General features: G+C 42.0%; 25 protein-coding genes. 6 read left to right on the forward strand and 19 right to left on the reverse strand.

The features are described 5' to 3' along the window. The first annotated feature begins 185 nt into the window (after positions 1-185). Together G6554_RS11910 and G6554_RS11915 are read left to right on the forward strand one after the other, a co-directional pair. Entirely contained in the window at positions 186-512 is a 327-nt protein-coding gene (locus tag G6554_RS11910; protein WP_166242071.1) for a DUF485 domain-containing protein, read from the forward strand. Then, the gene (locus G6554_RS11915) at positions 512-2,053 is read left to right on the forward strand and encodes a solute symporter family protein (protein WP_166242073.1); all 1,542 of its coding nucleotides are present in this window, start codon (positions 512-514) and stop codon (positions 2,051-2,053) included. Before G6554_RS11910 ends, G6554_RS11915 begins: the two co-directional genes overlap by 1 nt. 231 nt (positions 2,054-2,284) lie before the next feature. On the opposite strand, the gene G6554_RS11920 is transcribed toward G6554_RS11915, so the two are convergent. Next, positions 2,285-3,634 carry a DEAD/DEAH box helicase gene (locus G6554_RS11920; protein WP_166242075.1) on the reverse strand — a complete coding sequence of 450 codons (1,350 nt, stop codon included), beginning with the start codon at positions 3,632-3,634 and terminating at the stop codon, positions 2,285-2,287. A 170-nt stretch (positions 3,635-3,804) separates the two neighbouring features. On the opposite strand from G6554_RS11920, the gene G6554_RS11925 reads away from it, so the two are divergent. Further along, the gene (locus G6554_RS11925; RefSeq protein WP_166242077.1) at positions 3,805-4,380 is read left to right on the forward strand and encodes an RBBP9/YdeN family alpha/beta hydrolase; all 576 of its coding nucleotides are present in this window, start codon (positions 3,805-3,807) and stop codon (positions 4,378-4,380) included. Between the two features lie 64 nt (positions 4,381-4,444). Here G6554_RS11925 and G6554_RS11930 read toward each other — a convergent pair whose 3' ends face one another. From G6554_RS11930 to G6554_RS11950, 5 genes are read right to left on the reverse strand one after another with little or no spacing between them, the layout of a single operon-like run. Then, on the reverse strand, positions 4,445-4,897 hold the full coding sequence (locus G6554_RS11930) for an OsmC family protein (protein ID WP_166242079.1): 453 nt from the start codon (positions 4,895-4,897) through the stop codon (positions 4,445-4,447). A 14-nt stretch (positions 4,898-4,911) separates the two neighbouring features. Then, positions 4,912-6,081: a cobalamin-independent methionine synthase II family protein gene (locus tag G6554_RS11935; RefSeq protein WP_166242081.1), complete on the reverse strand. Its 1,170-nt coding sequence runs from the start codon at positions 6,079-6,081 to the stop codon at positions 4,912-4,914. 18 nt (positions 6,082-6,099) lie between these two features. Beyond that, positions 6,100-6,813, reverse strand: coding sequence for a sulfurtransferase TusA family protein (locus G6554_RS11940; RefSeq protein WP_166242083.1), 714 nt, complete (start codon positions 6,811-6,813; stop codon positions 6,100-6,102). A gap of 15 nt (positions 6,814-6,828) precedes the next feature. Beyond that, entirely contained in the window at positions 6,829-7,191 is a 363-nt protein-coding gene (locus G6554_RS11945; protein ID WP_166242085.1) for a DsrE family protein, read from the reverse strand. Between the two features lie 44 nt (positions 7,192-7,235). After that, a complete protein-coding gene (locus tag G6554_RS11950) occupies positions 7,236-7,469 on the reverse strand; it encodes a sulfurtransferase TusA family protein (RefSeq protein ID WP_166242087.1) in 234 nt (77 codons plus the stop codon). Between the two features lie 151 nt (positions 7,470-7,620). On the opposite strand from G6554_RS11950, the gene G6554_RS11955 reads away from it, so the two are divergent. Beyond that, on the forward strand, positions 7,621-8,505 hold the full coding sequence (locus G6554_RS11955; protein WP_166242089.1) for a selenium metabolism-associated LysR family transcriptional regulator: 885 nt from the start codon (positions 7,621-7,623) through the stop codon (positions 8,503-8,505). Positions 8,506-8,590: 85 nt separating this feature from the next. Here G6554_RS11955 and G6554_RS11960 read toward each other — a convergent pair whose 3' ends face one another. Genes G6554_RS11960 through G6554_RS11970 form a run of 3 tightly spaced genes read right to left on the reverse strand, consistent with a single transcriptional unit; the run spans position 8,591 to position 10,328 of the window. Next, positions 8,591-9,727 carry a zinc-dependent alcohol dehydrogenase gene (locus G6554_RS11960; RefSeq protein ID WP_166242091.1) on the reverse strand — a complete coding sequence of 379 codons (1,137 nt, stop codon included), beginning with the start codon at positions 9,725-9,727 and terminating at the stop codon, positions 8,591-8,593. A gap of 17 nt (positions 9,728-9,744) precedes the next feature. Next, positions 9,745-10,104: a spore coat protein gene (locus G6554_RS11965; RefSeq protein WP_166242092.1), complete on the reverse strand. Its 360-nt coding sequence runs from the start codon at positions 10,102-10,104 to the stop codon at positions 9,745-9,747. A 14-nt stretch (positions 10,105-10,118) separates the two neighbouring features. Next, the gene (locus G6554_RS11970; RefSeq protein ID WP_166242094.1) at positions 10,119-10,328 is read right to left on the reverse strand and encodes a spore coat protein; all 210 of its coding nucleotides are present in this window, start codon (positions 10,326-10,328) and stop codon (positions 10,119-10,121) included. 131 nt (positions 10,329-10,459) lie between these two features. On the opposite strand from G6554_RS11970, the gene G6554_RS11975 reads away from it, so the two are divergent. After that, positions 10,460-10,666: a hypothetical protein gene (locus tag G6554_RS11975; RefSeq protein ID WP_166242097.1), complete on the forward strand. Its 207-nt coding sequence runs from the start codon at positions 10,460-10,462 to the stop codon at positions 10,664-10,666. Continuing rightward, positions 10,663-10,965, forward strand: coding sequence for a spore coat protein (locus G6554_RS11980; RefSeq protein ID WP_166242099.1), 303 nt, complete (start codon positions 10,663-10,665; stop codon positions 10,963-10,965). The genes G6554_RS11975 and G6554_RS11980 overlap by 4 nt, the downstream gene beginning before the upstream one ends. A gap of 27 nt (positions 10,966-10,992) precedes the next feature. Here G6554_RS11980 and G6554_RS11985 read toward each other — a convergent pair whose 3' ends face one another. The 10 genes from G6554_RS11985 to G6554_RS12030 form a co-directional block, all read right to left on the reverse strand. Beyond that, positions 10,993-12,477, reverse strand: a complete 1,485-nt coding sequence (locus G6554_RS11985) for an AMP-binding protein (protein WP_166242101.1) — start codon at positions 12,475-12,477, stop codon at positions 10,993-10,995. Between the two features lie 154 nt (positions 12,478-12,631). Then, positions 12,632-13,522, reverse strand: a complete 891-nt coding sequence (gene phaZ, locus G6554_RS11990; protein ID WP_166242103.1) for an intracellular short-chain-length polyhydroxyalkanoate depolymerase — start codon at positions 13,520-13,522, stop codon at positions 12,632-12,634. After that, positions 13,515-14,537 (reverse strand): 3-oxoacyl-ACP synthase, encoded by a 1,023-nt coding sequence (locus G6554_RS11995; protein WP_166242206.1) that lies wholly within the window; start codon positions 14,535-14,537, stop codon positions 13,515-13,517. The genes phaZ and G6554_RS11995 overlap by 8 nt, the downstream gene beginning before the upstream one ends. A 17-nt stretch (positions 14,538-14,554) precedes the next feature. Next, the gene (locus G6554_RS12000; RefSeq protein ID WP_166242105.1) at positions 14,555-14,734 is read right to left on the reverse strand and encodes a hypothetical protein; all 180 of its coding nucleotides are present in this window, start codon (positions 14,732-14,734) and stop codon (positions 14,555-14,557) included. Positions 14,735-14,747: 13 nt separating this feature from the next. After that, positions 14,748-15,746 carry a branched-chain amino acid ABC transporter permease gene (locus G6554_RS12005; protein ID WP_166242107.1) on the reverse strand — a complete coding sequence of 333 codons (999 nt, stop codon included), beginning with the start codon at positions 15,744-15,746 and terminating at the stop codon, positions 14,748-14,750. Positions 15,747-15,750: 4 nt separating this feature from the next. Then, complete coding sequence (locus G6554_RS12010) at positions 15,751-16,611, reverse strand: branched-chain amino acid ABC transporter permease (protein WP_166242109.1); 861 nt, start codon at positions 16,609-16,611, stop codon at positions 15,751-15,753. Between the two features lie 18 nt (positions 16,612-16,629). Further along, positions 16,630-17,337: an ABC transporter ATP-binding protein gene (locus G6554_RS12015; RefSeq protein WP_166242111.1), complete on the reverse strand. Its 708-nt coding sequence runs from the start codon at positions 17,335-17,337 to the stop codon at positions 16,630-16,632. Continuing rightward, positions 17,315-18,088 carry an ABC transporter ATP-binding protein gene (locus tag G6554_RS12020; protein WP_166242113.1) on the reverse strand — a complete coding sequence of 258 codons (774 nt, stop codon included), beginning with the start codon at positions 18,086-18,088 and terminating at the stop codon, positions 17,315-17,317. Before G6554_RS12020 ends, G6554_RS12015 begins: the two co-directional genes overlap by 23 nt. Positions 18,089-18,171: 83 nt before the next feature. Then, entirely contained in the window at positions 18,172-19,368 is a 1,197-nt protein-coding gene (locus G6554_RS12025) for a substrate-binding domain-containing protein (RefSeq protein ID WP_166242208.1), read from the reverse strand. Positions 19,369-19,536: 168 nt separating this feature from the next. Further along, complete coding sequence (locus G6554_RS12030; RefSeq protein WP_166242115.1) at positions 19,537-22,770, reverse strand: winged helix-turn-helix domain-containing protein; 3,234 nt, start codon at positions 22,768-22,770, stop codon at positions 19,537-19,539. Between the last annotated feature and the right edge of the window lie 85 nt (positions 22,771-22,855).

Below are 22,855 nucleotides of genomic sequence, written 5' to 3' on the forward strand. Positions count from 1 at the left end.
AATTAAAAACGTAATTAAAGATTAAAAATTTAGAAAAATCTGTATTTAGAAGGGAGGAGATAGAGTAATTTGTTTATCCTTTTAGCCGCAACCTAGTTTTTCCTCATCTTATGGCCAATCACTTTTATCTTTTCTTTTTGCCTCATGTTGAAACAATGTTTTTATTATGAGAGGGGGCGCTTCCGTTGGAGGCACAAAAATCCAAAGATTATTCTGAAAGCGATTACAGTTCTATTGCTCAATCATCATCGTTTCAAGCACTACTCTCCGAAAAGAAAAAATTTATTATCCCAATCACTATTTTCTTTTTTTGCTTTTATTTTGCACTACCTATTTTAACTTCTTATTCAACCGTCCTAAATCATAAGTTTATTGGCAGTATAACATGGGCATGGGTTTTTGCATTCTTACAATTCGTAATGACATGGGGCTTGTGCATGCTTTACTCAAAGAAAGCGGCAAAATTTGATGATTTAGCCAATAATGTTATCCAAAAAGGAGTGAGTAACTAATGAACACTCCAGCTTTTATTATGTTTCTTGGGATCGTGTTTGTAACGTTAATCATTACATATTACGCCTCTAAGAAAACGAAAAATGCTAGTGAATTTTATACGGCTGGCGGCGGACTGACAGGCTGGCAAAACGGAATGGCAATCGCCGGCGATTACATGTCTGCAGCTTCATTCCTAGGAATTGCTGGTGCAGTCGCCTTAACTGGTTTTGATGGTTTTTTCTATAGTATTGGTTTCCTTGTTGCATACCTTGTTGTTCTTTATTTAGTGGCCGAGCCACTCCGGAACTTAGGAAAATATACTTTTGCTGATATGATTGCAGCCCGTTTCGATTCCAAAAAGATCCGCGGGTTTGCAGCGATGAATACGGTAACCATCTCGATCTTCTATATGATTGCACAGCTAGTCGGGGCCGGTGCACTAATTAAATTATTATTAGGCTTATCCTACACTACTTCCGTATTAATCGTTGGCGTCTTAATGACTGTATACGTTATTTTTGGCGGTATGCATGCTACAAGCTGGGTGCAAATCATTAAAGCAATCCTTTTAATGGGGGGGACATTCATCATTTCGATGATTGTATTTGCTAAGTTTAATTGGAGCATAACCGATATGTTTGCCCAAATGAAAACGGCAACACCTTTGAAGGAATCGTTCTTAAATCCAGGTGTTAAATACAAAATCGGTCTTGATACGATTTCATTAAACATGGGATTAGTCCTTGGGACAGCGGGATTACCACACATCCTTGTGCGCTTCTTTACTGTAAAGGACGCGAAAACAGCTCGTTCTTCTGTTGTTTACGCGACATGGATTATCGGAATCTTTTATGTGATGACTATTTTCCTTGGTTTTGGTGCAGCGGCTTTTGTTGGCAATTCCGAAATTGTTGCGGCTAACCCTGCTGGAAATATGGCAGCTCCACTTCTAGCAAAAGCAATCGGCGGTAATATGCTATTCGCCTTTATCTCTGCTGTAGCTTTCGCGACCATTCTAGCAGTTGTAGCAGGCCTTGTTCTGACAGCGGCATCTGCCTTTGCCCATGATTTCTATAACGAGATCCTTCGAAAAGGAAAAGCAACGGAAAAGCAGCAAGTTAGCATGGCGCGCTGGGCCGCAATTGGGGTTTCCGTCATTTCTATTATTCTTGCATTAGGAGCGCAGACACTCAATGTCGCCTTCCTGGTATCACTTGCCTTTGCAGTTGCTGCAAGCGCTAACTTACCAGTTATCATTTACACCATCTATTGGAAACGATTCAATACGACCGGTGCTGTCTGGGCAATGGTAGTTGGACTAATCTCTGCAATCGGATTGGTTGTAATTAGCCCCAACGTTTTCAGCCCTGAAGTTGGAAAAGCTATTTTTGTCGGTAACCCAATCTTCCCTTATACAACACCAGGAATCTTATCTATCCCGCTTGGTTTCTTAGCAGGATACCTGGGAACCATTTTCTCTAGTCAAAAAGCTGATGTGAAAAAGTTTGAAGAAGTGTTAGTTAAATCAAATACGGGAATTGGTATAAATAATCATTAATCAGCAAAATGGGACTTAGGAAAGCGAAAGCGCCCTGGTCAGCGGCGTATGGCCTGGAGCGCCCCAACTGAGATAAAGGAAACACGGAGAGCGTAGCGATCCGATGTTGACTTATCGTAGGGCGGAGCGCGAAGGACACTAGCCGCTAGGGCGCTAGAGCTGGACAATTCTCAAAGTCAAAAATTTTATATTATTGTATCTTTTGAAAATAACTTCAGTCCCATTTTTAATCTATTTTTTTCTACCTGTAGCAGATCTTGATGTATTTCTACCTGACCTAGAAGTAGAGGTTTGATTGCCAGATTGTCTACCTTGCTGAAAGTTCCCTTTTCGATCATCCCTACGATCTGTATTGCTCCGGTTTCGATCATTTCTACCCTGCTTTTCTCTTCCTTGGCTACGTTTTTCATTTTGACCTTGTGGACGAACCCTCCTGTCATCTCTAGAGGTTTCTTTCTCCTTATTTGGATCCACCAGATTTTGCTTTTGAATCGTAAGCTTAAGGTCTTTTTCAATTACCTCGAGTGCTGACTTATCCTTCGCTGCGTATAATGTAATCGCTAAGCCAGTCATCCCTGCCCTGCCGGTACGTCCAATGCGATGGATATAACTTTCAGAATCCTCCGGAATGTCATAGTTAAACACATGTGTGACCCCTTCAACATCTAGTCCCCTTGCCGCCACATCGGTTGCAACCAGTAACTGGATCTCTGCATCCCTAAAACGCTTCATTACTTGTTCCCTTTTCGCCTGTGACAGATCACCATGCAATTCATCACTGGGAAATCCGTGGGCTTTCAGGGCATCATAGAGTTTACTCACTCTTCGTTTCGTTCGACAAAAGATGACTGCCAAAAAAGGCCGATGGGTCTCGATGAGGTCGATTAGCGTTCCTTGTTTTGCTCTGTCTGTTGTATAAATCGCTATCTGCTTTACATTATCGGCCGGTCCTTGCGTTTTTTCGATTTGAATATATTCTGGATCACGCATATGCTTTGCAGCTAATTTCCGAATTTCCGGCGGCATCGTGGCCGAGAACAGCATCGTTTGCCGTGTTACCGGCGTTTCCCGAATAATATCCTCGACTTCGCCTAGAAACCCAATGTGCAGCATTTGATCCGCTTCATCTAAGACAAGGAAAGAAATTTCTGATAATCGGACAGTTTCTCTTCTTATATGATCTAACAGCCTTCCTGGTGTCCCGACGACAATTTGCGGGTTTCGCTTTAATTTCTTCAACTGTTTATCAACATCTTGCCCGCCGTAAGCAGCTAGGACAGCTACTCCCGGTATATCCACAAGCAATTTTTCAATTTCAGCCGTTATTTGCAGGGCTAATTCTCTTGTCGGCGTGACAATGAGCGCCTGAATATATGCTGCTTCCTTATCAATTTTTTCAAGAATCGGCAGGATAAAAGCAAATGTTTTTCCTGTACCGGTTTGCGCTTGGGCTATAATATCGTTCCCATTCATCACAAATGGAATTGCCTGCTCCTGGATGGGTGTCGGTTTTGCGACACCGTAGCCGCGTAATTGATTAACCACGGTTTCCGAAATACCTAATGATAAAAAATCTGACAAAAAAACCCCTACTTTCTAAATTACCTATCCACTTATATTGATGGTTTATCGTTTTAAATGCAAATGTATATTTCACCCATTGGTTGCCTTGTTTGTAAAAAGAGGTTATAATCATTAATACCAAGTTATTCAATCGGAATAGTTAATTAAGAATCTAAAGGAGGGATTTTATGATAGAACAAAGTTTTCTTATCATTCATGGATTAGGCGGTAGCGGATCTGATCACTGGCAAACCTGGTTGGCAAAGGAACTAACGAAAAGAAACTATCATGTTTGTTACCCCACCTTCTCAAGATTCAATGCACCTAATAAAAAAGTTTGGTTAGAGGAATTGCATGAGGCGATTAAAACCCTTCCAGCAAAACATCAGCTTACGGTGATTACCCATAGTCTCGGCTGTTTTCTATGGCTTCATTATGCAGCAGGTCAACGTAATCGAATTGCTAATCAAGTAATCCTTGTTGCCCCGCCATCTCCAAATGTGATACTTTCGGAGGCGAAAACTTTTTATCCGGTTCCTTTGAAAAAAAGTAATCTATCAGGAGCTGCTAAGGAGACGCTGTTTATCCATTCAACTAATGATCCTTACTGCAGCATGGTGGATACAACAGGCTATTTAAACTTAGGCTTTCCTTCAATTGTATTACCTAATTCCGGGCATATTAATATAGATTCCGGTCATGGGAAATGGCCACGGATTTTGGATTTAAGTCTAGGTTCCGATAAGGTTGTTTATTCTATTTAGAGGAATGTCCAGTGGAAATTAAATAAAAAAGGAGTGATTATTTAACAATCACTCCTTTTCACTATTAAGCCATTACCGCTGCTTTCACCCATTGATTTTCAACAGGTATTCCCGCATCTTTTAATGTTCTAAAGACAGGGCATCTTAGGTCAACAGATTCTTGCAATTCATTAATTCGTTCTTGCGTCTCAGAGGTTTCAACTACCGCTTTCACTTTGACTTCCTGGAAATAAGGTTTTACGGTAAGGTCTCCCATGAGTCCTGCCAAATCTAAGCTGCCTTCAACATTAAAAGAGATTCCTTGAAGATCAAACTTCATTTCCTGCGCAATTAGTTGCGCCATCACGTTTTCACAAGCAATTAATGAGGATAGAAATGTTGAAAGCGGATCGATCGCCGAGTCCTTACCACCAAATGATACCGGTTCATCAATAGCAATGCCGTGCTTGCCGGCAACCGCATCGAGGCGCATTCCGTTTCCTTTGCCCTCTACTTTAAAGTCCATCAATTGTCCCATTATCTTTTCTCCTCCTATTCGAAAATCATTTCCCTAAGCTTCTTTCCTGCCTCTGCCATAACCTTTAATTTTTCAAAAGCAATCTTGTTACTATTCATCGGCCGTTGCGCAAATGTACCAAAGCCACAATCCGGGTTTAAAAAGATTTTTTCATCCGGCAGGTACTTTCTTACTTCTTGAACTCGCTCGATGATGGTTTCCACATTTTCAATTGTTTCCGTCCGAGGATTGACAATACCAAATCCCAGCTCTTTCCCGCCGAAATCACAGATAACGTCTAATTCTCCGGCACGCGGGGTCGCATATTCAAGAATCAGCTGATCGACATTTACATGGGCGAGATAGGGAATTAACGGATCATATGGTCCACGAAGAAGGACCTGTTCCTGGGTGCTCCAATTGCCGCGGCAAATATGAACACCCACTCTTGAGCCTCTGCCTAACATACCGGCGGTTACCTGATTCATTAGATCGAGAGCAAACGCAATTTCCTCTTCTGCATCGGCTTTAGCTGTCAAGGCGCCGCACATAAAGGTCCGGTTGGCATTTTTTTGTGTAAACACAAGCTCTGTCAACACAGGCTCATCGAATTGAATAAAATCAGCCCCGGCTGCAATTAACGCTTCCACCTCTTCGCGTAACACGTTAATAATATCGACAGATAGATCCTCTTTTGTCGGATATGCATCTTTCGAAAGCCCTTCTACCCACATCGCTCTTGTTAACAAGTAAGGACCGGGAAGCATGACCTTAATCGCTTTGTCTGTATGTTTTTTCAAAAATAAATAGTCATTTACGGCAAGCGGTTTTTTGCGGCTGATTTTTCCGGCCGCTGCTGGATTAGACATAGAAAAGGCCGGTACGTCTAATGTGCCAAGTATTTCCTCAAAGCTTGCTTTATCCTCGACATATTCAAGCAACTCCGACACCGTCAGCATCTGTACATTGTGTAAGTGTTCTGCTACAAATGAGATAAAATTATCACGCCGCTGCTCACCGTCTGAGACGATATCAATTCCCGCTTCTTCCTGCCATTTCAAGCATTGTAACACTGCCTGATCTGCAATGTTTTGAAACTCTTCTTCACTTATTCTTCCGGCCCGTTTATCGCGCATCGCCCTTTTTACTTCGTTCGACCTTGGCCAGCTGCCAATAACGGTGGTCGGAAATTTCGGTACATTCATATCGTTGATAACCCCCTGTTAAAATACAATCGAAAGCTTAATTTCAATAGCAACTGCTTGTTTAAGGGTTTGATAGATGGGTGAACGGGCAAGCGTATTTTTCCATAAATCCTCGAGCAGCGGTTCAGATTCCGGTGATGACACATAAAAGGTTCCGGTAATATGACTTAGTTTGGGGCAGCCCTCATCTTCTAGTTCCATATGATAAAGAACATTTTCCAGTCCACCCTTTAAGCTCAACTCTACATGATCAATCACCATATTACGCTTGGAGGCTTGAGCTTTGTATCCCACTGTCAAACAAGAAGCAAGCGAGCCCAGTAAATAGTCGATAGCGCTAGGTGCATTCACCTTTGGACTGAAATCTGCCGGCTGTCCTGCACTAAAAGTGTGGTTTCTAGAATGGATCTTTGCGGAGAGATCATTTTCCCCCCGAACCCGGACACTCCATTGATAGCCCTTCGCTGCCTCCAGATCCTGCGCTAACTCCGTTTGTTCAGCGCCTTTGCGAATAAAGTATCTTATTGTATTGTCACCAGGTTCCGAACCCAGAAATCCATGATCCACCATTCGGCACCATGCCGGAAGGTCCTCAGCTACTGTTCTTTCTCTGCTTCGAACTTCAAGGATCTGTCCATTTTCCAAGGGGTCCATTGCCTTTTTGATGATCAGCAATAACCCGGACCCGCAATCTAAATCTCCGCCATCACAGACTGCATGTGGTGTTTCCATGCTTCTCACCTATGTTTAATAGGTAATTGAAGCTGCACCTTGGCTCAGGAACTCTACTAATTTTGCTCCACCCACAATCGTTGCACCTTCAATTAAATTTTCTTCTTCTAATCCACGCTTTTTAAAGCATGGGCTGCATACCCAAAGGGTTCCGCCTGCTTCCACAAACTGATCCATTAACTGTTTTAACGGAGCAAACCCTTCTTCATGAATGTCATCAGCATACCCTTTCGAGGCAAGGTAAGCGCCTTCAACATTTAAAAATACAACGGTTTCCTGTCCTGATGCGACCGCAGCATTAGCAACCACAAACCCAACGGTTGCTTTATCAGAATCATTTTTTGCGCTTGTTAAACTTACTAAGAATTTTCCAGCCATTTTTTATTCCTCCGTTTTTTTTGTTTTTATGTAAAAGGTTTTGTTTAACCTTTTTCAATAAAGTAGTGGCTTGTCTTGCCGAAATCTTTCCGTTCAAGAAGAGTATGTTTTTGCATTCGGCACCATGCCGGGAGATCCTCTCTTGCACCGGGGTCATAGGAAATGACTTCAATGACTTGACCGCTTTCCATTTTCTTGAAAGATAGAAATAGGTTCATAATCAATTCTCCACAGCCAGTCGGTCCGGCATCATATAGTAAATCCGGTTCGTATGCCATTATCTCCTCTCCCTTCTGTACAAAGTCACAAACAATTCATACACATAAGTCAATTTCATTATAGAAAAGTGATAAGCTAAGAGAAATACAATTTATCTATTTCACCAATGGCTATTAATCGATTATATAAATACATAAGGAGAAGATTCCTATGGATTTGCACCAATTATATGTTTTTACAAAGGTGGTAGAGCATAAAAGCTTTTCTAAAGCGGCGGATGATATTTTTCTAAGTCAATCCACGGTTAGTTCCCATATACAGGGCTTGGAGAAAACGCTGGGGCTTAGACTATTTGACCGTGTCGGCAGGGAAAGCATTCTTACACAAAATGGAGAACGGTTATATGGCTGGTCACGTAAACTTTTACTCCTTAAGGACCAAGCATTGCTCGATATAAAACAGGGGACGATGGAGCTTCGGGGAATGATTCGAATTGCCGCCAGTTCGGTACCTGGCCAGTTTATGATTCCAAAGATGGTTAAACAATATAGAGAAAAATATCCTGAGGTTATCTTTCATATCAACCAGTCCTCTTCAAAAAATGTGGCCGAAAAGGTGCTCAATGGTTCTGTAGATTTTGGAATATTAGGTGAGAAATACGAAGATGATAAACTTCATTATATTCCCTTATTAAAAGAGAAATTAGTACTTATTACCTCAAATCAAGTGGAATTACCAGATACCGTCAACATCGAGGACATCGTACACTACCCGTTTGTAATGCGAAGTTCCGACTCAGGAACAAATGCAATTCTAGAAAAATTTTTGAAAAGGAGTAAAATTTCTAAGGAACAATTAAATATTGTTGCATATATAGAGGATGGTCAGAGCTTGATTCAGTTCGTTATACAGGATTTCGGTTTTTCGATTATTTCTGAAATAGCCGCTAGAGGTTATGCCGGCAAAAACATGCTTAAAATGTATGATATTAACGGATTCAGCGAGGAAAGGTATTTCTATCTAGTTTATAATAGGAATAAAACACAATCGCTTCTTTCAAAGTTATTTATTGATAGTGCTAGTGATTTAATTTAGCTGATGGCAGTACTTTTTACGCCTGCTTTTTTATAAGCGACCGTTTCTGCTTTTTTCCACAGGTTCGGTCGCTTATTATTGAGATTCATGGTTTTAGAATAACTTTAATGCAATCTTCCATTTTCGTATCAAATACCTCATATCCATGTTTCGCCTGATCCAGCGGTAATACATGGGTAATGATATCACCTGGGTCGATTTTCCCCTCATTAATCATGTTATAAAGAAATGGCATATAGGGGATAACCGGTGCCTGCCCTGTCTTAATATCGACATTGCGGTTGAAGATATCGCCTAATGGAAAGGCATTGTATCTGCCACCATACACCCCTGTTAGTTGAATGGTTCCGCCCTTCCTGACAGCTTGGCTGGCAATGACGATCGCGCCCATTGCTCCGCCATGTAGTTTCATTCCTGATGCCAGAAACTCAAGCGGTGTCATTTTCCCATCCATCCCCACCGCATCGATGACAATATCGGCACCGCCACTCGTGATTTCCAACAAATAATCGCCAACATTTTCGTGATCCTCAAAATTTACTATTTCCACTTTATTTGTTCGTTTTGCGTGCTGCAGGCGGTAATTGATATAATCTACGGCAATCACTCGTTTGGCACCCTTCAGCCAGGCAAACTTTTGAGCCATTAATCCCACCGGACCGCAGCCCAAGATGATAACCGTATCCCCGGGTTTAACCCCCGCATGATCCACACTCCAATAGGATGTTGGAACTACATCGGCAAGCAGTGCCAATTTTTCATCCACTACTTCACAGTTTTCCGGAATCTTAAACGGAGTAAAGTTCCCGAATGGCACCAGCATGTATTCGGCCTGTCCGCCGGCATAGCCGCCGGTTGTTTCCGAATAACCGAAAAAACCTGCGCCCTGCCCATGGGGATTGCCATTATCGCATTGACTTGTAAGATCGTGTGTACAATACCAACAGTGACCACAGGCTACGTTAAAGGGAATAATCACCCGGTCGCCTTTTTTTAAATTGGTTACTTCGGGGCCAACCTCCTCCACAATTCCCATCGGTTCGTGGCCAATGACATAATCGGTGGGCAGATTCGGAATCATGGCATGGATTAAATGGAGATCAGAACCGCATATGGCTGAAGTTGTGATTTTAACAATAATATCATCTGCATTTTTTATTTCAGGATCCTTCACTTCTTTGACTTGAACATTTTTTATCCCTTGGTATGTAACAGCCTTCATTTCTGCTTCTCCTCCTTTTATTTATATGGTGTTGCGAACATACCAAGGCGGTCAGTATCATTTGGAAACAGATTTAACTGGGCAATTTGGATTGCCGTTTCCGCTGCTTTCAAATCAACCGGAAATTGTTCCTTGATACTGTGGGGGTTGAGCCAGCCTTTTTTGATCATTAAGTCAGAGATTTCCGTATGTAAATCGATGGCAGCTTCCAATTGTCGATGCAATGCCCTTCTAAGATCAGGATGAGCGGTCTCGGTTATCGCAAAACCATAATTGCGAATGCCTGTTTTTACCGCCAACAAAAAGTCCATCGCAAAAGCTGAATCGGCTAAGTTCGGCATTCCTTCCGCATTCCTTGGATCTAAATAGTCCTCCATCTTTTTCACCTCACTTATTGTAGTAGTTGGCTTTGTTTGTAAAAACTAATCAACTCATTTATATCTTGAATAGATTGCTGCACATCTTTTTCCATCAATGCTTTTAATTCATTATCAAAACAAATGCCCTGCATTAATTTGGATTTAAGCAGGCAAACGGTTTTAAAATTTATCAGTTCATGTGTTTCCATTGTCTCATGTATGGCCAATCCTTCTTTTTCCATTAGTGCAACCCTCCCGGATTCGTACAACATGTATTTTCCCCAGATGGTCCATCCTTTTATGCAAATGAATAATCAGTATCCGTCTAAGAAATTATAAAGGTAGGAAGTACGCTTAAGCGGGGGTAAATGGAATGACGAAATATTTGGGGCTTCATGAAACGATAGATCTTCATGAATTGTTATCGTTTAAAAATCTATGTTTAACTAAAGCGACGATGATGAGCGGGTTAGCTCAGGATGAAGAGTTAAAAGCCATTCTATCGGCAGATGTCACCACTGGTATCCAACATATTCAGCAGTTGCAACAGTTTTTGACTGAACGGAGGGAAGCCGAATGAATCAACTCCTTCAAAACCTAATGGGCATGGGCGGGATGACCGATCAAGTGATTGCAACAGACTTTCTCATTTCTGCTAAAGCAGGGGTCCGAAATTATGCTGTCGCCATTACAGAAACGGCTACACCCGAATTGAAGGCGGCCTTAAGAGCGCAATTAAATGATGCGATTGCCACTCACGAGAAAATCACCGCCTATATGATGGCTAAGGGGTACTATCACCCTCATAATTTAGGTGAACAATTGAAGGTTGACCTTAAGGTGTCAGACACTGCATTGAATCTTGCTGAAAAAAGCTAAAAAGGAGGACGTCACCGTTCCTCCCTTCTAGCTTTGAATCTTCATTTCTTTTAATTTCTCTTTATCTATTTTACCAACATGGGTCTTTGGCAATTCCTCTAAGCGAATGAATTGTTTTGGAATTTTATAGCGGCCTAGTTTTGACTGACAATAGGTTCGTAATTCCTCATCTTGGATGCTGTAGGTATGCTTAAAGGTTATGAATGCGGCAACCACTTCACCCCATTTCTCATCTGGAAGCCCTAGAACAGCCGCTTCATCAATTGCAGGGTGGGTGGCAAGCCATTGCTCTATTTCAAGTGGATAGACATTCTCACCGCCCGTAATAATCATCTCTTTTTTTCGGCCGACAATGTAATAAAAGCCCTGTTCATCCCTTTTCGCTAAATCCCCTGTATGAATCCAGCCATCCTTAACCGTTTCCTTTGTTTCCTGTTCTTGATTCCAATAAAACGAAAAGGCATGCTTCCCTTTTATTAAAAGCTCCCCGACCTCATTGGGCTCCGTTTCACAGCCATCTGTTTTTACTAATTTAATTGTATTAAACAGCATCGGTTTGCCGACAGATCCACGGTTAATTTGTGCATCCACAGGACTAATATAAAAATTATTTGGCCCCGCTTCTGTCAGCCCATATCCCTCTTTAAAGGCTAGCCCCTTTTTTTGAAAAGCCTCATAAATTTGCATAGGGCATGGTGCTGCTCCTGATAAAAAAATTTTCATACAAGGAAAGTCGCTATTCTGAAATTCAGCTGTTTGAATCAGCGAATGATACATGGTGGGGACCAGGAGAATCGTGGTACAGTTAAACCGATTCAAGGTTTCCACTGCTTCTTTTCCTACAAATGACTTGCCTATGACGACTGTCCCGCCCATCATGAGAAGCGGAATGCTTAAGGCATTTAATCCGCCAGTATGAAACATAGGCATATAATTTACCGTCACATCGTCTTCTGCCAACCCCCAGCTTAGGATAGTGTTCATGGCATTCCAGAGAATGGATTGATGGCTTAATACCACACCCTTTGGTTTCCCTGTAGTCCCGCCAGTATAAATCATCGCCAGCGGGTCAGTTTCTAAGATTTCCTCGCTAATTACGTAAGAGACCTGCGCTTCGTAATTGCTGGCTTCCTCTATTAAAAACGTACTTAAGTTATTTAACTGTTGGCATATAGTTTCGAACTCCTGATGAATAACAATTACTATCGGTGTACAATCTGCCAATATCTCGTTTATTTCATGCAGTGATAACCGCCAATTAAGTGGAACGAAAATGGCGCCAATTTTTCCGCAGGCAAACATGAAGTCAAAATAGCTAATATCGTTTGGTGATAATAGGGCAACTCGATCACCTTTTTTTACCCCCCGGGTATAAAGCCAGCTTGCGGTCGAATTTGCCCGCTTATTCAATTGTTCAAATGTCCAAGCCTTACTTGTCTTTTCATCTATAACCGCATTCTTATGTGGCGATAATCGTGCCCGATTTTCCAGCCAATCCAGTTCCCACCTCACCGACCAATCGCTCCTTCTCTACTAGATGGAACTATCTTACTCATTTTTAGTTGCAGGGAAGTTACAGAGGACGATTTTGGTAAAACGGTTGCTTTTATCATAAATATTTTAGTTTTCCATCAAGTTTTAATCGAAAGATGCCCTATTTTTACACTTACTCCTCCAAAAATTGTGCCATCACCTTCAATAATTGCGGGAGATCATCCACTAACGGTGAATGTCCACAATCTTTTAATTCGATATAAACAGCTCTATCTCCTAAGTCCTCCACAAGTTCTTGCGTCATCGCTTTTGCAATCACCATATCGCGATCCCCTTGCAGTACAAGCACAGGAACATCTATTAAATCAACTTTCCCGTTGCCTTCAACGAGGCCGTTATGATGATGGCTAATATTGAAGATATTATTTGCGTGATGAACCTCAGCCAAATTTCTTTGTGTTCTCATGTCTTGAACATACTCATCATAAAGTTCAGCAGCCGGTTGATTATGGGTATAGATAACCGCATTCCAGATCAGTTTTAGTAATGCCGCATTATTCGTATCATAAGCAGTCTGTACAGGGATCGTCCGTATCAAATCCTGTTTAATCTCTTCATGCAGAGAAAATCGCCGCGGCACATCTGTTTCCTTTATTTTCCCATCGAATGGATAACCTCGCGTCGATTCTGATGCTAATAAAACCAATTTATTACAATAGCCCGGGTAATCAGCGACAAATTGCATGGCAACGGCACCGCCCGTTGACCAGCCTACTACCGCGAAATCCCTCAAGTCAATCTCGTCAACAAATTGCTTCACATCATCTGAAAAATCTTTAATCGACATGACTAGATTGTTATAGCTAGAACCGCCAAAACCGCGCAAATCTACCGCATAAAGCTTATACTTTGCATCCATGTTATCAAGGACGAGATCCCAATGTTTTGAAGATGTCATATTCCCATGGATGAATAATACTTTTACCTCGCCGCCTTCCCTCTCCCTGTAAGCCAATGTTTCTCCATTCGGCAGAAGCACCTCTTTCATAGAAATCTTACCCATTTCTATCACCCTTCCCCCATTTAATAGTGGTTGCACCCCACGCGTAGCCAATTCCGGCACTAACTAATACAACAATATCGCCATCCTTTATTTTCCCTGCCTGCAAGCCAAGTTCCAGGGATAAAATCTGATCGATTTGTCCGATATGCCCATAGTCTTCTAGATAGATAGATTGCTCATCGGTCAAGCCAAGTTTTTTTAAAACATATTCATGGGCCGATTTTTTCATGTGAAGAATCGCCAGATAGGAAAGATCTGCTTCTCGGTAGCCACTTTTTCGTAAAGAGTCACGAATAACCTTTAAAAAATGGTTCATCGATTTTTGTTCTAAACGTTGTTTCATCCCTTCTGGGTCAAGGACATCAAGTTTATTGAGGCGTAGATCAATCGCCTCTTTTGTTATTGGATTTTTCGTTCCACCGCTAACAACCACTACATCCTCAGAAAAAGAACCGTCGGTAATAAGGTCTGATTCTAATAGTAGATTTTCGTTATGCCCCTTTCGTAAAAGAATCGCTCCGCCCCCGGCCCCAAGATTGAACATGAACCGGGTTCTCGGATTCTCGTAATCAATGTAATCCACATTACGATACCCGCCTGCGAGCAAGACGGTGCCTATAGAAGGGTCCGCCATCATCAAACTTTTCGCCACTTTCAAAGCCATGATAGTCGTCCCGCATCTTAACGCCACATCAAATGCCCAAGCATTTAGCGCCCCCACTTCTTCCTGCAGCTTAATCCCAGCCGTCCAAAGTGGGTACTCCTTATGTTCCTCGCCAATATATATCACAAGGTCAATCTCCATTGGATCTAAGCCAGCCTTTGCAATGGCTTGTTTGGCGGCGATAATCCCCATTTCACACGTATGGTCGCCAGACCCTGGGATATATTTTTTCTTGATTCCCATTTTCTCTTCGACCACCTGGGCAGGGAGACCTGCTCGTTCCGCAATCTCTTTTCCGCTCATAAATTCCTCCGGAAGATATGTTCCGGTGCTTACTATTCCAATTTGCATCCCCATCACCTTTTCACCTATGCTTCCTCAGCCATTTCCTCCATATATACCATTGCTTCCGCCATCGACCCAAATAAGGTTTCCTGTTGCTTCTGTACATGGGTAACCTTTATTCGCCATTGTTTTCTGCCAGTTTCCTTCTCAACGGCCGCTAATTGAACCCGAACGACGAAGGACGCAATTTGATTAGGCTCCACGCATTTCCACCTTCTATCCCACCACTTTTTCTTCCTTTTTTACCGTCTGCTGTTTTTTCCGTTTCCAGGAAAGTGTGCTTAAAGTTCCGACAATACCTTTTGGGAAAAACATCACGACCAAAATATAAATAATGCCAAAGAAAATAATCCAGCGCTCAAAAATCCAATGCTCCTTCGCCAGTTCGGTCAACCAATGATGGGCAAACTCAATTAAACCTGCTCCAATCATGGCGCCGACCAATGTACCCACACCACCAATAATCGTCATTAATAAAGCATCCAAGGTGATATCCATTGCAAACACACTTGTATTCACAAATCGAAGCGAAATCGCATACAAAATTCCAGCGATACCTGCTAATACACCGGAAACCACACTTGCAGCAATTTTATAATGTAGGACATGGAACCCTAATGATTCTGTTCGTTGTTCATTTTCCCTAACCGCTTGAAGGACCCGGCCAAGCGGGGAATTGGTAAACCGTTTTAAGATGAGAAATACCACAAGCATAACGATTAAACTAAGCAAATAAAAATTAGTTCGGTCGATAAACTGTTCCGGGACGCGAAAGGTAAAGCCATCATTTCCATAGGTCATCGTCCGCCATTTCTCCGCCAGGACAAGAAAAAGTCCTGATAACGATAGGGTTAACATCGCATAGAAATGACTTTTTAAACGAAGGGTGAGCAGCCCAACAAGGAAGCTAACGAAGGCGGTTAGCACAATTGTCACCAGCACGGCTAGAAGGAAATACCCTAGCGTTGGTTCAAACCGTTTCATAAAAATCCCCATCGTATAGGCCCCAATGCCAAAAAACATGGCGTGACCAAAGGAAACGATTCCAGTAAATCCTAGCAATAAGTCATAACTCATCGCAAAGATCGAAAAAACAAACACCTGTGTTAATAAAATGAGTAAGTTTCTTGATTCATAGATAAACGGCAAAAGGAGCAGAAAAGCAGCAATGACTAAAATGATAGCCGTCATTCTATTTCCTTGAATCCATCGCATCTTCTCACCCCCTCGCTCCAAATAAGCCCTGCGGTCGAATAATTAACACGATCGCCATTAGGAGCATATTAACGGCCAATGATAAATCTGGAACATAATAAGCCATAAATGAGCCTGAAAGCCCAACCAGAATCGCCGCCAGTACCGAACCTTTGAAATTTCCCATTCCCCCAATGACAACGACAATAAAGGCTAAGATGGCGAATTCCATCCCCATACCGGCATGAATAACACCGGAATACGGTCCAAGCAGCACCCCGCCTAGCGCCGCCATCCCGGCACCAATCATAAAAACAAACATAAACACCCTTTGAATATTGATTCCAAGTGCTTGCACCATTTCTTTATTCATGACACCGGCTCGGACAACAAGGCCAATCTTTGTTTTTTTAAGCAAAAATTGCACCCCTGCAAAAATGAGAAACCCGACTACTATGATAAATACCCGGTACTTGATAATAATAACGCCGCCTAGCTCCCAACTTCCCTTTAAATAATCCGGAGGCGATGCCGTGATTTGATTGGGTCCCCAAATAACCTTCAGCATTTCGGATAAAACAAGCATCAGACCAAGTGTGATTAAGATTTGCTGCACATGATTTCCATATACCGGTTTAATAATCCATCTTTCAGTGATAATTCCGAGCAGAAATCCGGTCAAGATTGCGCCAATAATCCCGATGATAAAGCTATTTGTCTGCGAATAAACCCAAAGGCCGCTGTACGCTCCCCAGGCGAATAATCCACCGTGAGCAAAATTCAGTACATCCATCAAACCGAAAATAAGCGTTAAACCGGCCGCCAATAAAAAAATTAGCATCCCTGTCGCCAGACCATTTAAGGTTAAATTTATGATCAAATCCACTTAGCCGCCCCTCCTTCCTTACGCAATTCCTAAATATTTCCGTTTCATTTTTTCATCTTCTTTTAATTGCTTCATGGTTCCATGACTGACCGTTCTGCCATCATCAATGATGTAAAAACAATCACCAATCGTACTCGCCATCATGAAGTTTTGCTCCACTAACACGATGGTGGTTTGATCTTTCATTTGTATAATCGATTCCATTACCTTCTCGACGACGATTGGGGCCAAGCCTTTACTTGGCTCATCAATTAATAGCAATTCATTTTCGTTTACATAGGCCCTTGCGATGGAAAGCATTTGTTTTTGTCCGCCGCTTAACAGGCCGCCCGGTTTTTTCCAGAACGTTTTCAAGTCAGGGAACAAATGTAAGATTGAATCCATCCGTTTAGCGGTTTCCTCATCATCTTTTTGAATGGCTACTCTCATATTTTCCTCAACGGTTAGTCCGGCAAAAATCCCCTGATCTTCGGGAACATATCCAATGCCCTTTTTCGCAATCGCATAGGTTGGAAGAGACTGAATCGATTCCCCCTTAAATGTAACACTTCCTTTCGTGGCAGGATTTAGCCCCATTATCGTTCGTAATGTTGTTGTTTTTCCGGCTCCATTTCTTCCAAGAAGAACCGTTACTTCCCCTTTTTTCACCTCAATGGAAACACCTTGGAGAATGTGGTATTGACCGATATGGGTTTCTATATGATCAAGTTTCAACAGGTCGTTCATCCATTTGACCTCCTAAGTAGGCAGACTGCACGGTTTCATTGTTCATAATCTCTTCCGGGGTTCCATCAGCCAATAGCCTTCCATTAAAGAGGACCATCACCGAATCCGATAAATCGAGGATCATATCCATCTTGTGCTCAATCAGGATTATCGTCCGGTTCCCTTGTTCCTTTATTCGCTTAATCACTTCTAAAATGGCCGGAACTTCCTCTAATGACATTCCTGCTGTTGGTTCATCTAGTAAAAGAACTTCCGTCTCTAGCGCCAGCAGCATCGCAATTTCCAGCTTCCGTTTTTCGCCATGGGCAAGATTGCTTGCCAATGATTCCTTTTTATCGTTTAACAGGACAAGCTTGAGCCAGTCTAATGCCTTTTTTTCAAATGCACGATATTTTTTATAATGAAACAACATCTGGTAACGAATTCCCGCCTGCGATTGGACGGCTAATCTTACATTCTCCAACACGGTTAAATTAGGAAATACATTGGTAATTTGAAAGGAACGGCCAATCCCTTCTCTTGTGCGGATTGTCGGCGAATATTTCGTGATATCCTTGCCGCGATAAAAGATTTTCCCTTTAGTCGGCATTAATTGACCGCTTAGAAGATTGAAAAAGGTTGTTTTCCCGGCACCATTCGGTCCAATAATGGACTTAAAGTGTTTCTCAGGGACAGAAATGCTGACACCATCCACGGCAGTATGGCCGCCAAAGATAATGGATAAATCAGTTGTTTCAATAAGCACAGACATACGCTTCACCGCCTTAAATAATAAGGAAGAGGGTGACCGTGTTGCAGTTGGTCTAACCCCCGTCATTTTTCTTAATATGAATCTTACTTATTTCTGATTGGCGGAGCTGTCTCCTCAGGAGTCAGTTCCCTGATTAGTACTGGTACCGGGTATGAGACACCGTCTTTCTTCTCTAATTTAATTGCATACAAAGTTTGCAGGGCTTGGTGATCCTCCGCCCGGTAGGTCATTTTTCCTTTCGGTGTTTCAAAGCTCATGCCTTCCATCGTTTTGATTAATGTATCAGCATCCGCCTCACCATTTGTTTTCTTCAATGCTTCTACTATGGAAATGGCTGCACTCATCCCGCCTGGTGTAAACAAATCAGGAACATCACCGTTAAAGCGTTTCTTGTGTTCTGCTACTAGCCAGTCATTCATTTTATTTTTTGGCAGGTCATGATAATAAACGGTGAAGCCTTCCATGCCAATCAACGGCTCCATTGTCGATAATGCGGCAATATCCGGTGCCCCTGTAGAAATCTTGATTCCTTTATCCTGTACCTTCATGTCAGCAATTTGCTTCCATGGGGAGTTGGCCCCTGCCCAAACAACAAAGAGATAATCAGGTTTTGCATCGATGATTTTTTGAATATTAGAGGTAAAGTCTGTTGCAGCAGGATCTGCATATTCTTCCTTAACAATATCAGCGCCCAATTTTTCTGCTGCTTCTTTAAAGGCCGCCACACCGTCACGACCAAAGGAGTAGTCCGGTGCTAGGGTTGCAATCTTTACGCCCTTTTTGGCAATCGCTGCTGCACCAGCAACCGCATCCTGTGAGGAGTTACGCGCAGAATGGAACATATACTTATTAAACTCTGAACCTGTAATACTATCAGCAGCCGCTGGTTCAACAACCATAATCTTTTGATATTCCTCTGCCAGCGGCAACACCGCTAACGTGTCTGCCGAGCTGGACGATCCTACTAGGAAATCAACCTTATCCTCTTCTAATAACTTCGTGGCTTTTTGCACGGCGACCTCTGGCTTTGTTTCTGTATCTTCGACAATGAATTCAATCTTTCTTCCAGCCACCTCCATTTTTCCTTCTGTTGCATAATCAAGCCCGAGCTCAAATCCTCTTAATGTTTGTTTTCCATAAGACTCGAGTGCGCCCGTTTTAGAGGCAAGTACCCCGATTTTAATTGGAGCTTTATTTTCTGTTTTCCCACCACCATCGTCCTTCGGCTCTGATGTTGACTTGTCAGAACTGCAAGCACTGGCAAAAATCATTAAAAACATAAGTAACCCAACTAATGCCCATTTTCCGCGATACCCCTTCACAGCTTTTCCCCCTTAAAATGTTTACTTCAAAACTTGCAAGCATTGATTTAAGAATAGGCGCAGGAAGTTACAGAGGAGTTACAAAAAAGAAATGCACAAGGCTTGAATAAAAAAACAGCCCTACCGTTAAGGCTGTTCAATCGATTTAAAAATACTTTCTGATTCAATGATCATATTGTACATATGCCTTGTCGGCTCTAATGGGGTAACGCCCAATTCAACCTCCAAAACTTCAGTGCATTTTTGGTACCATTTCATCGCATGGGGGCGGTTATTTTTTCGATAATAGCAATACATTAATAAGCGATAGGCTTCTTCCCATGTGCGGTCACGTTCGAGGATTTTTTCACACCAATAGATTGCCGCGTCGTAATTTTCACGGCGAACCCTTAATTGCGCTATTTTTTCGGCACCGCGTAAAAAATAAACAAGCAGACTCTCTCTTTTACTTATACACCAATCATCATAGCGACGGTCTGGCAAATAGTCGCCTTGATATAGAGTCAGTCCGCTCTCAAGGGAATAAATAACCTTTTCTTCATCGGTTTCATTCAGACCCGCTTGAATTAAAGCCTGAAAATGAGATGTATCTACTTCAATCACGGCATTTGGATTTAACCCGTAAAACATCCCGTCGCGAATGATAAAGAAAGGATTCGCTCTTGCTTTCCGTGTTGGTTCTAAGACATGCTGTAGGCTATTTAAGGCAACCTTGAAATCACGATCAGCACTCTTTTTATCTTGATTTGGCCAAAGAATTTGCATGATTTCGTCCTTGGTCATCGGCTCACTTACAGTGATGAATAACTGAAATAATTCTTTTGCCTTTTCTCTCTGCCATTCCTTTTCCGCCGCCTCTTTCTCACCAAGCCATAGTCGGAATTGGCCAAGAGTCTGCACACGAATGGAATACCCGGGATGGGAGTCCAATGTGTTGATCCCTAAATCCTGTAAGACTTTTCTAACAAACGACTTCTGAATATTCATGCTTATGCACTCAAGTAACAACGGCACAAACACTTGGAGATCCCTTGGGCCGAATACAGATCTGTGATATAAAAAGAACTCATAGTCTTGATTTTGTAATAGGGTTAAACATTCACCCATTGTTTCTTTAAAATCTTCAGGTCTTTTCCTCCAATAATAAAGATAGGAAAACCAAAATTTACTAAGCATTTGTCCAAAGGAATCCCCACATTGCTGAAAGGAAGAATCTGCTTTTTCCAAGTAACGAAGTGCCATTGGCAGCTGTTCATTATATATGCAGGTAATCCCCATGCAAAGAGTAATGCAAGCTGACAGCCAAACATCTTGTACCTTTTCTGTTTCCTGCAATGCCTTTTTGCCAACATCCAAGGCCCGCTCCAGTTCTCCCCGTGTTCCGTATAAAATACAAAGTCCCATTAAGGGCTCGGCCTTCCCTCTGTTGACACCGAGCTGGCCCATGATTTCTAAGGCTGTTTGGTAGCAATTTTCGGCTAAATGGGATTCATATTTATTTAAAATTTGCACGGCATGACCCATGCGAATCCAGCCGCATGCTTCAACGAACGGAGCTTTAAGACTTATTCCTTGTTGAATTCCCTGTTGGGCGAGTTCCTTGGCTTTTTCTCCCTCGCCGGTAAAGGCTTCAATTAAGGAAAGCAATAGATCCGTTTCGCGATGGGCTTGCGGTAGTAAGTAACCAATTGTACCTTTCACCTTTTCTTTATAGAGGACTTTCTTTGCCTCCTCGAATCGGCCGGTTCTTAGATACAATCTTGCTTCTAAATTCCCATCGAAATTAGCTGCCTTTGTTTTTTCAATCCACCTCTCAGCCTCAGATGCTTTCCCTAAGTTTAAAAGATTCTCAGATAGTAATTGATAGAGTTTCCCCTTTTCTTCATCAAAACCACTAAGTTTTTCTCGATGATGAATCGCTTCGTATAAAAGACGTTCGGCATGGTGCGGCTGAATGGTGTCTAAAAAAATCTTCGCCTTTCCTTCAAGGGCCATACTCATCCCAAGATTATCGTGCTTTTGTTTCGCACCAAAAAGAGACCTTTCATAACACACTTCAGCCTCTTGGTATTGAGAACGGTAGCGGTGGATTTCCGCTTTTAAATACCAAAGAAGATAGTACGCTTCCAACTCCACTTGAGGAAGAATCGATAATTGATCGTATAGGCTTTCCAATTTGCCGCTCTCAAGCATTTGTAAGCCGTTCTCTTGTAAAATGGAGGCAATCGCTTTATGGTGATGAATCCTTTTATAATGATAAAGCGCTTCTTCCCATAGCCGTCTTTTTTCATAAAAACGGGCGCATCTCTCATTAAGTGCAGCATACTGACCAGGATTATTTTTTTGAAACATATTTTCGAGAAACTCTCTAAATAAGGCGTGATAACGATAATGGTTCAAACCAACCTTTTGGATGAATAAATTCCGGTCCTTCAATTGCTCAAGCATGACCGCAGCTCCTTGCAGCCCGATAACTTCATGACAGATTTCCTCCTCTATTTCTTCGAATATCGAAGTTTGCTCAAGGAACTGCTGGATAATTGGCGGCTGTTTCGAAAACACTTCCATCACTAAATACTGAAAAAAGTCGTGCAGCGAGTGTGAGGAATGTTCAAAAAGCTCGGAAATATCCCTTTTTAAAGGAATCTGCTGGGCAATCATGCATATCGCGATGACCCAGCCCTCTGTCATTTCAAAAATCGTATGCAATTGTTGGAACTCCATTTCTAAACCATATAGATCCGTTAAAAGGAGTTCCATTTCTTCAATCGTAAGCACTAAGTCTTCTCTTGTTATTTCTAATAATTGTCCGCAGGCTTTCATTTTCGTCAACTGTTTCCACCCTGGGCGGCTGCGGCTGGAAATGACCATATGTAAATTAGAGGGGATATGTTCTAGTAATTTTTCCATCCAGCTATTGATGGTATAGGAGTGTTCAATTTGATGAAAGTCATCCAAAATGAGTGTAATGGGCGAATCAGCTGCAAGGATTTCATTCATAAAAAGAGAAGAAAGAATGCTAAGTTCTTCTTCCTTAATGTAGCGGTCCATTGTATCGATAAAAGCAGCTAATTCCATCCCAAAATCCGGTATAACTCTACGAATAGATTGAACGATGTAGGTGAGAAAGGGCAGGATGTCATCATCCATAGAGGAAAGGGAATACCAGCAGCCTGGAATTTTTTCATCCGTCATAAATAAAGCAAGTGCCGTACTTTTTCCAAACCCGGCTCCGGAATGGATAATGGTCAAAGGATAGTCATTCATCTCTTTCATTTTCTGTGTAAGCTTTGCCCTTCTGATAAAATCATCCTTTACCACGGGAATCCGTAGTTTAGTTTGAATGAGTGGCAGCTTCAATTCATATCCCTCCTCCTCATTTTCATAATATTTACACTATTTTATCATACTCCAAATAATAAATTGGCTTTTTTCTATGTAATAA

The organism is Bacillus sp. MM2020_4, assembly GCF_011250555.1.
Lineage (GTDB): Bacteria > Bacillota > Bacilli > Bacillales > Cytobacillaceae > Neobacillus.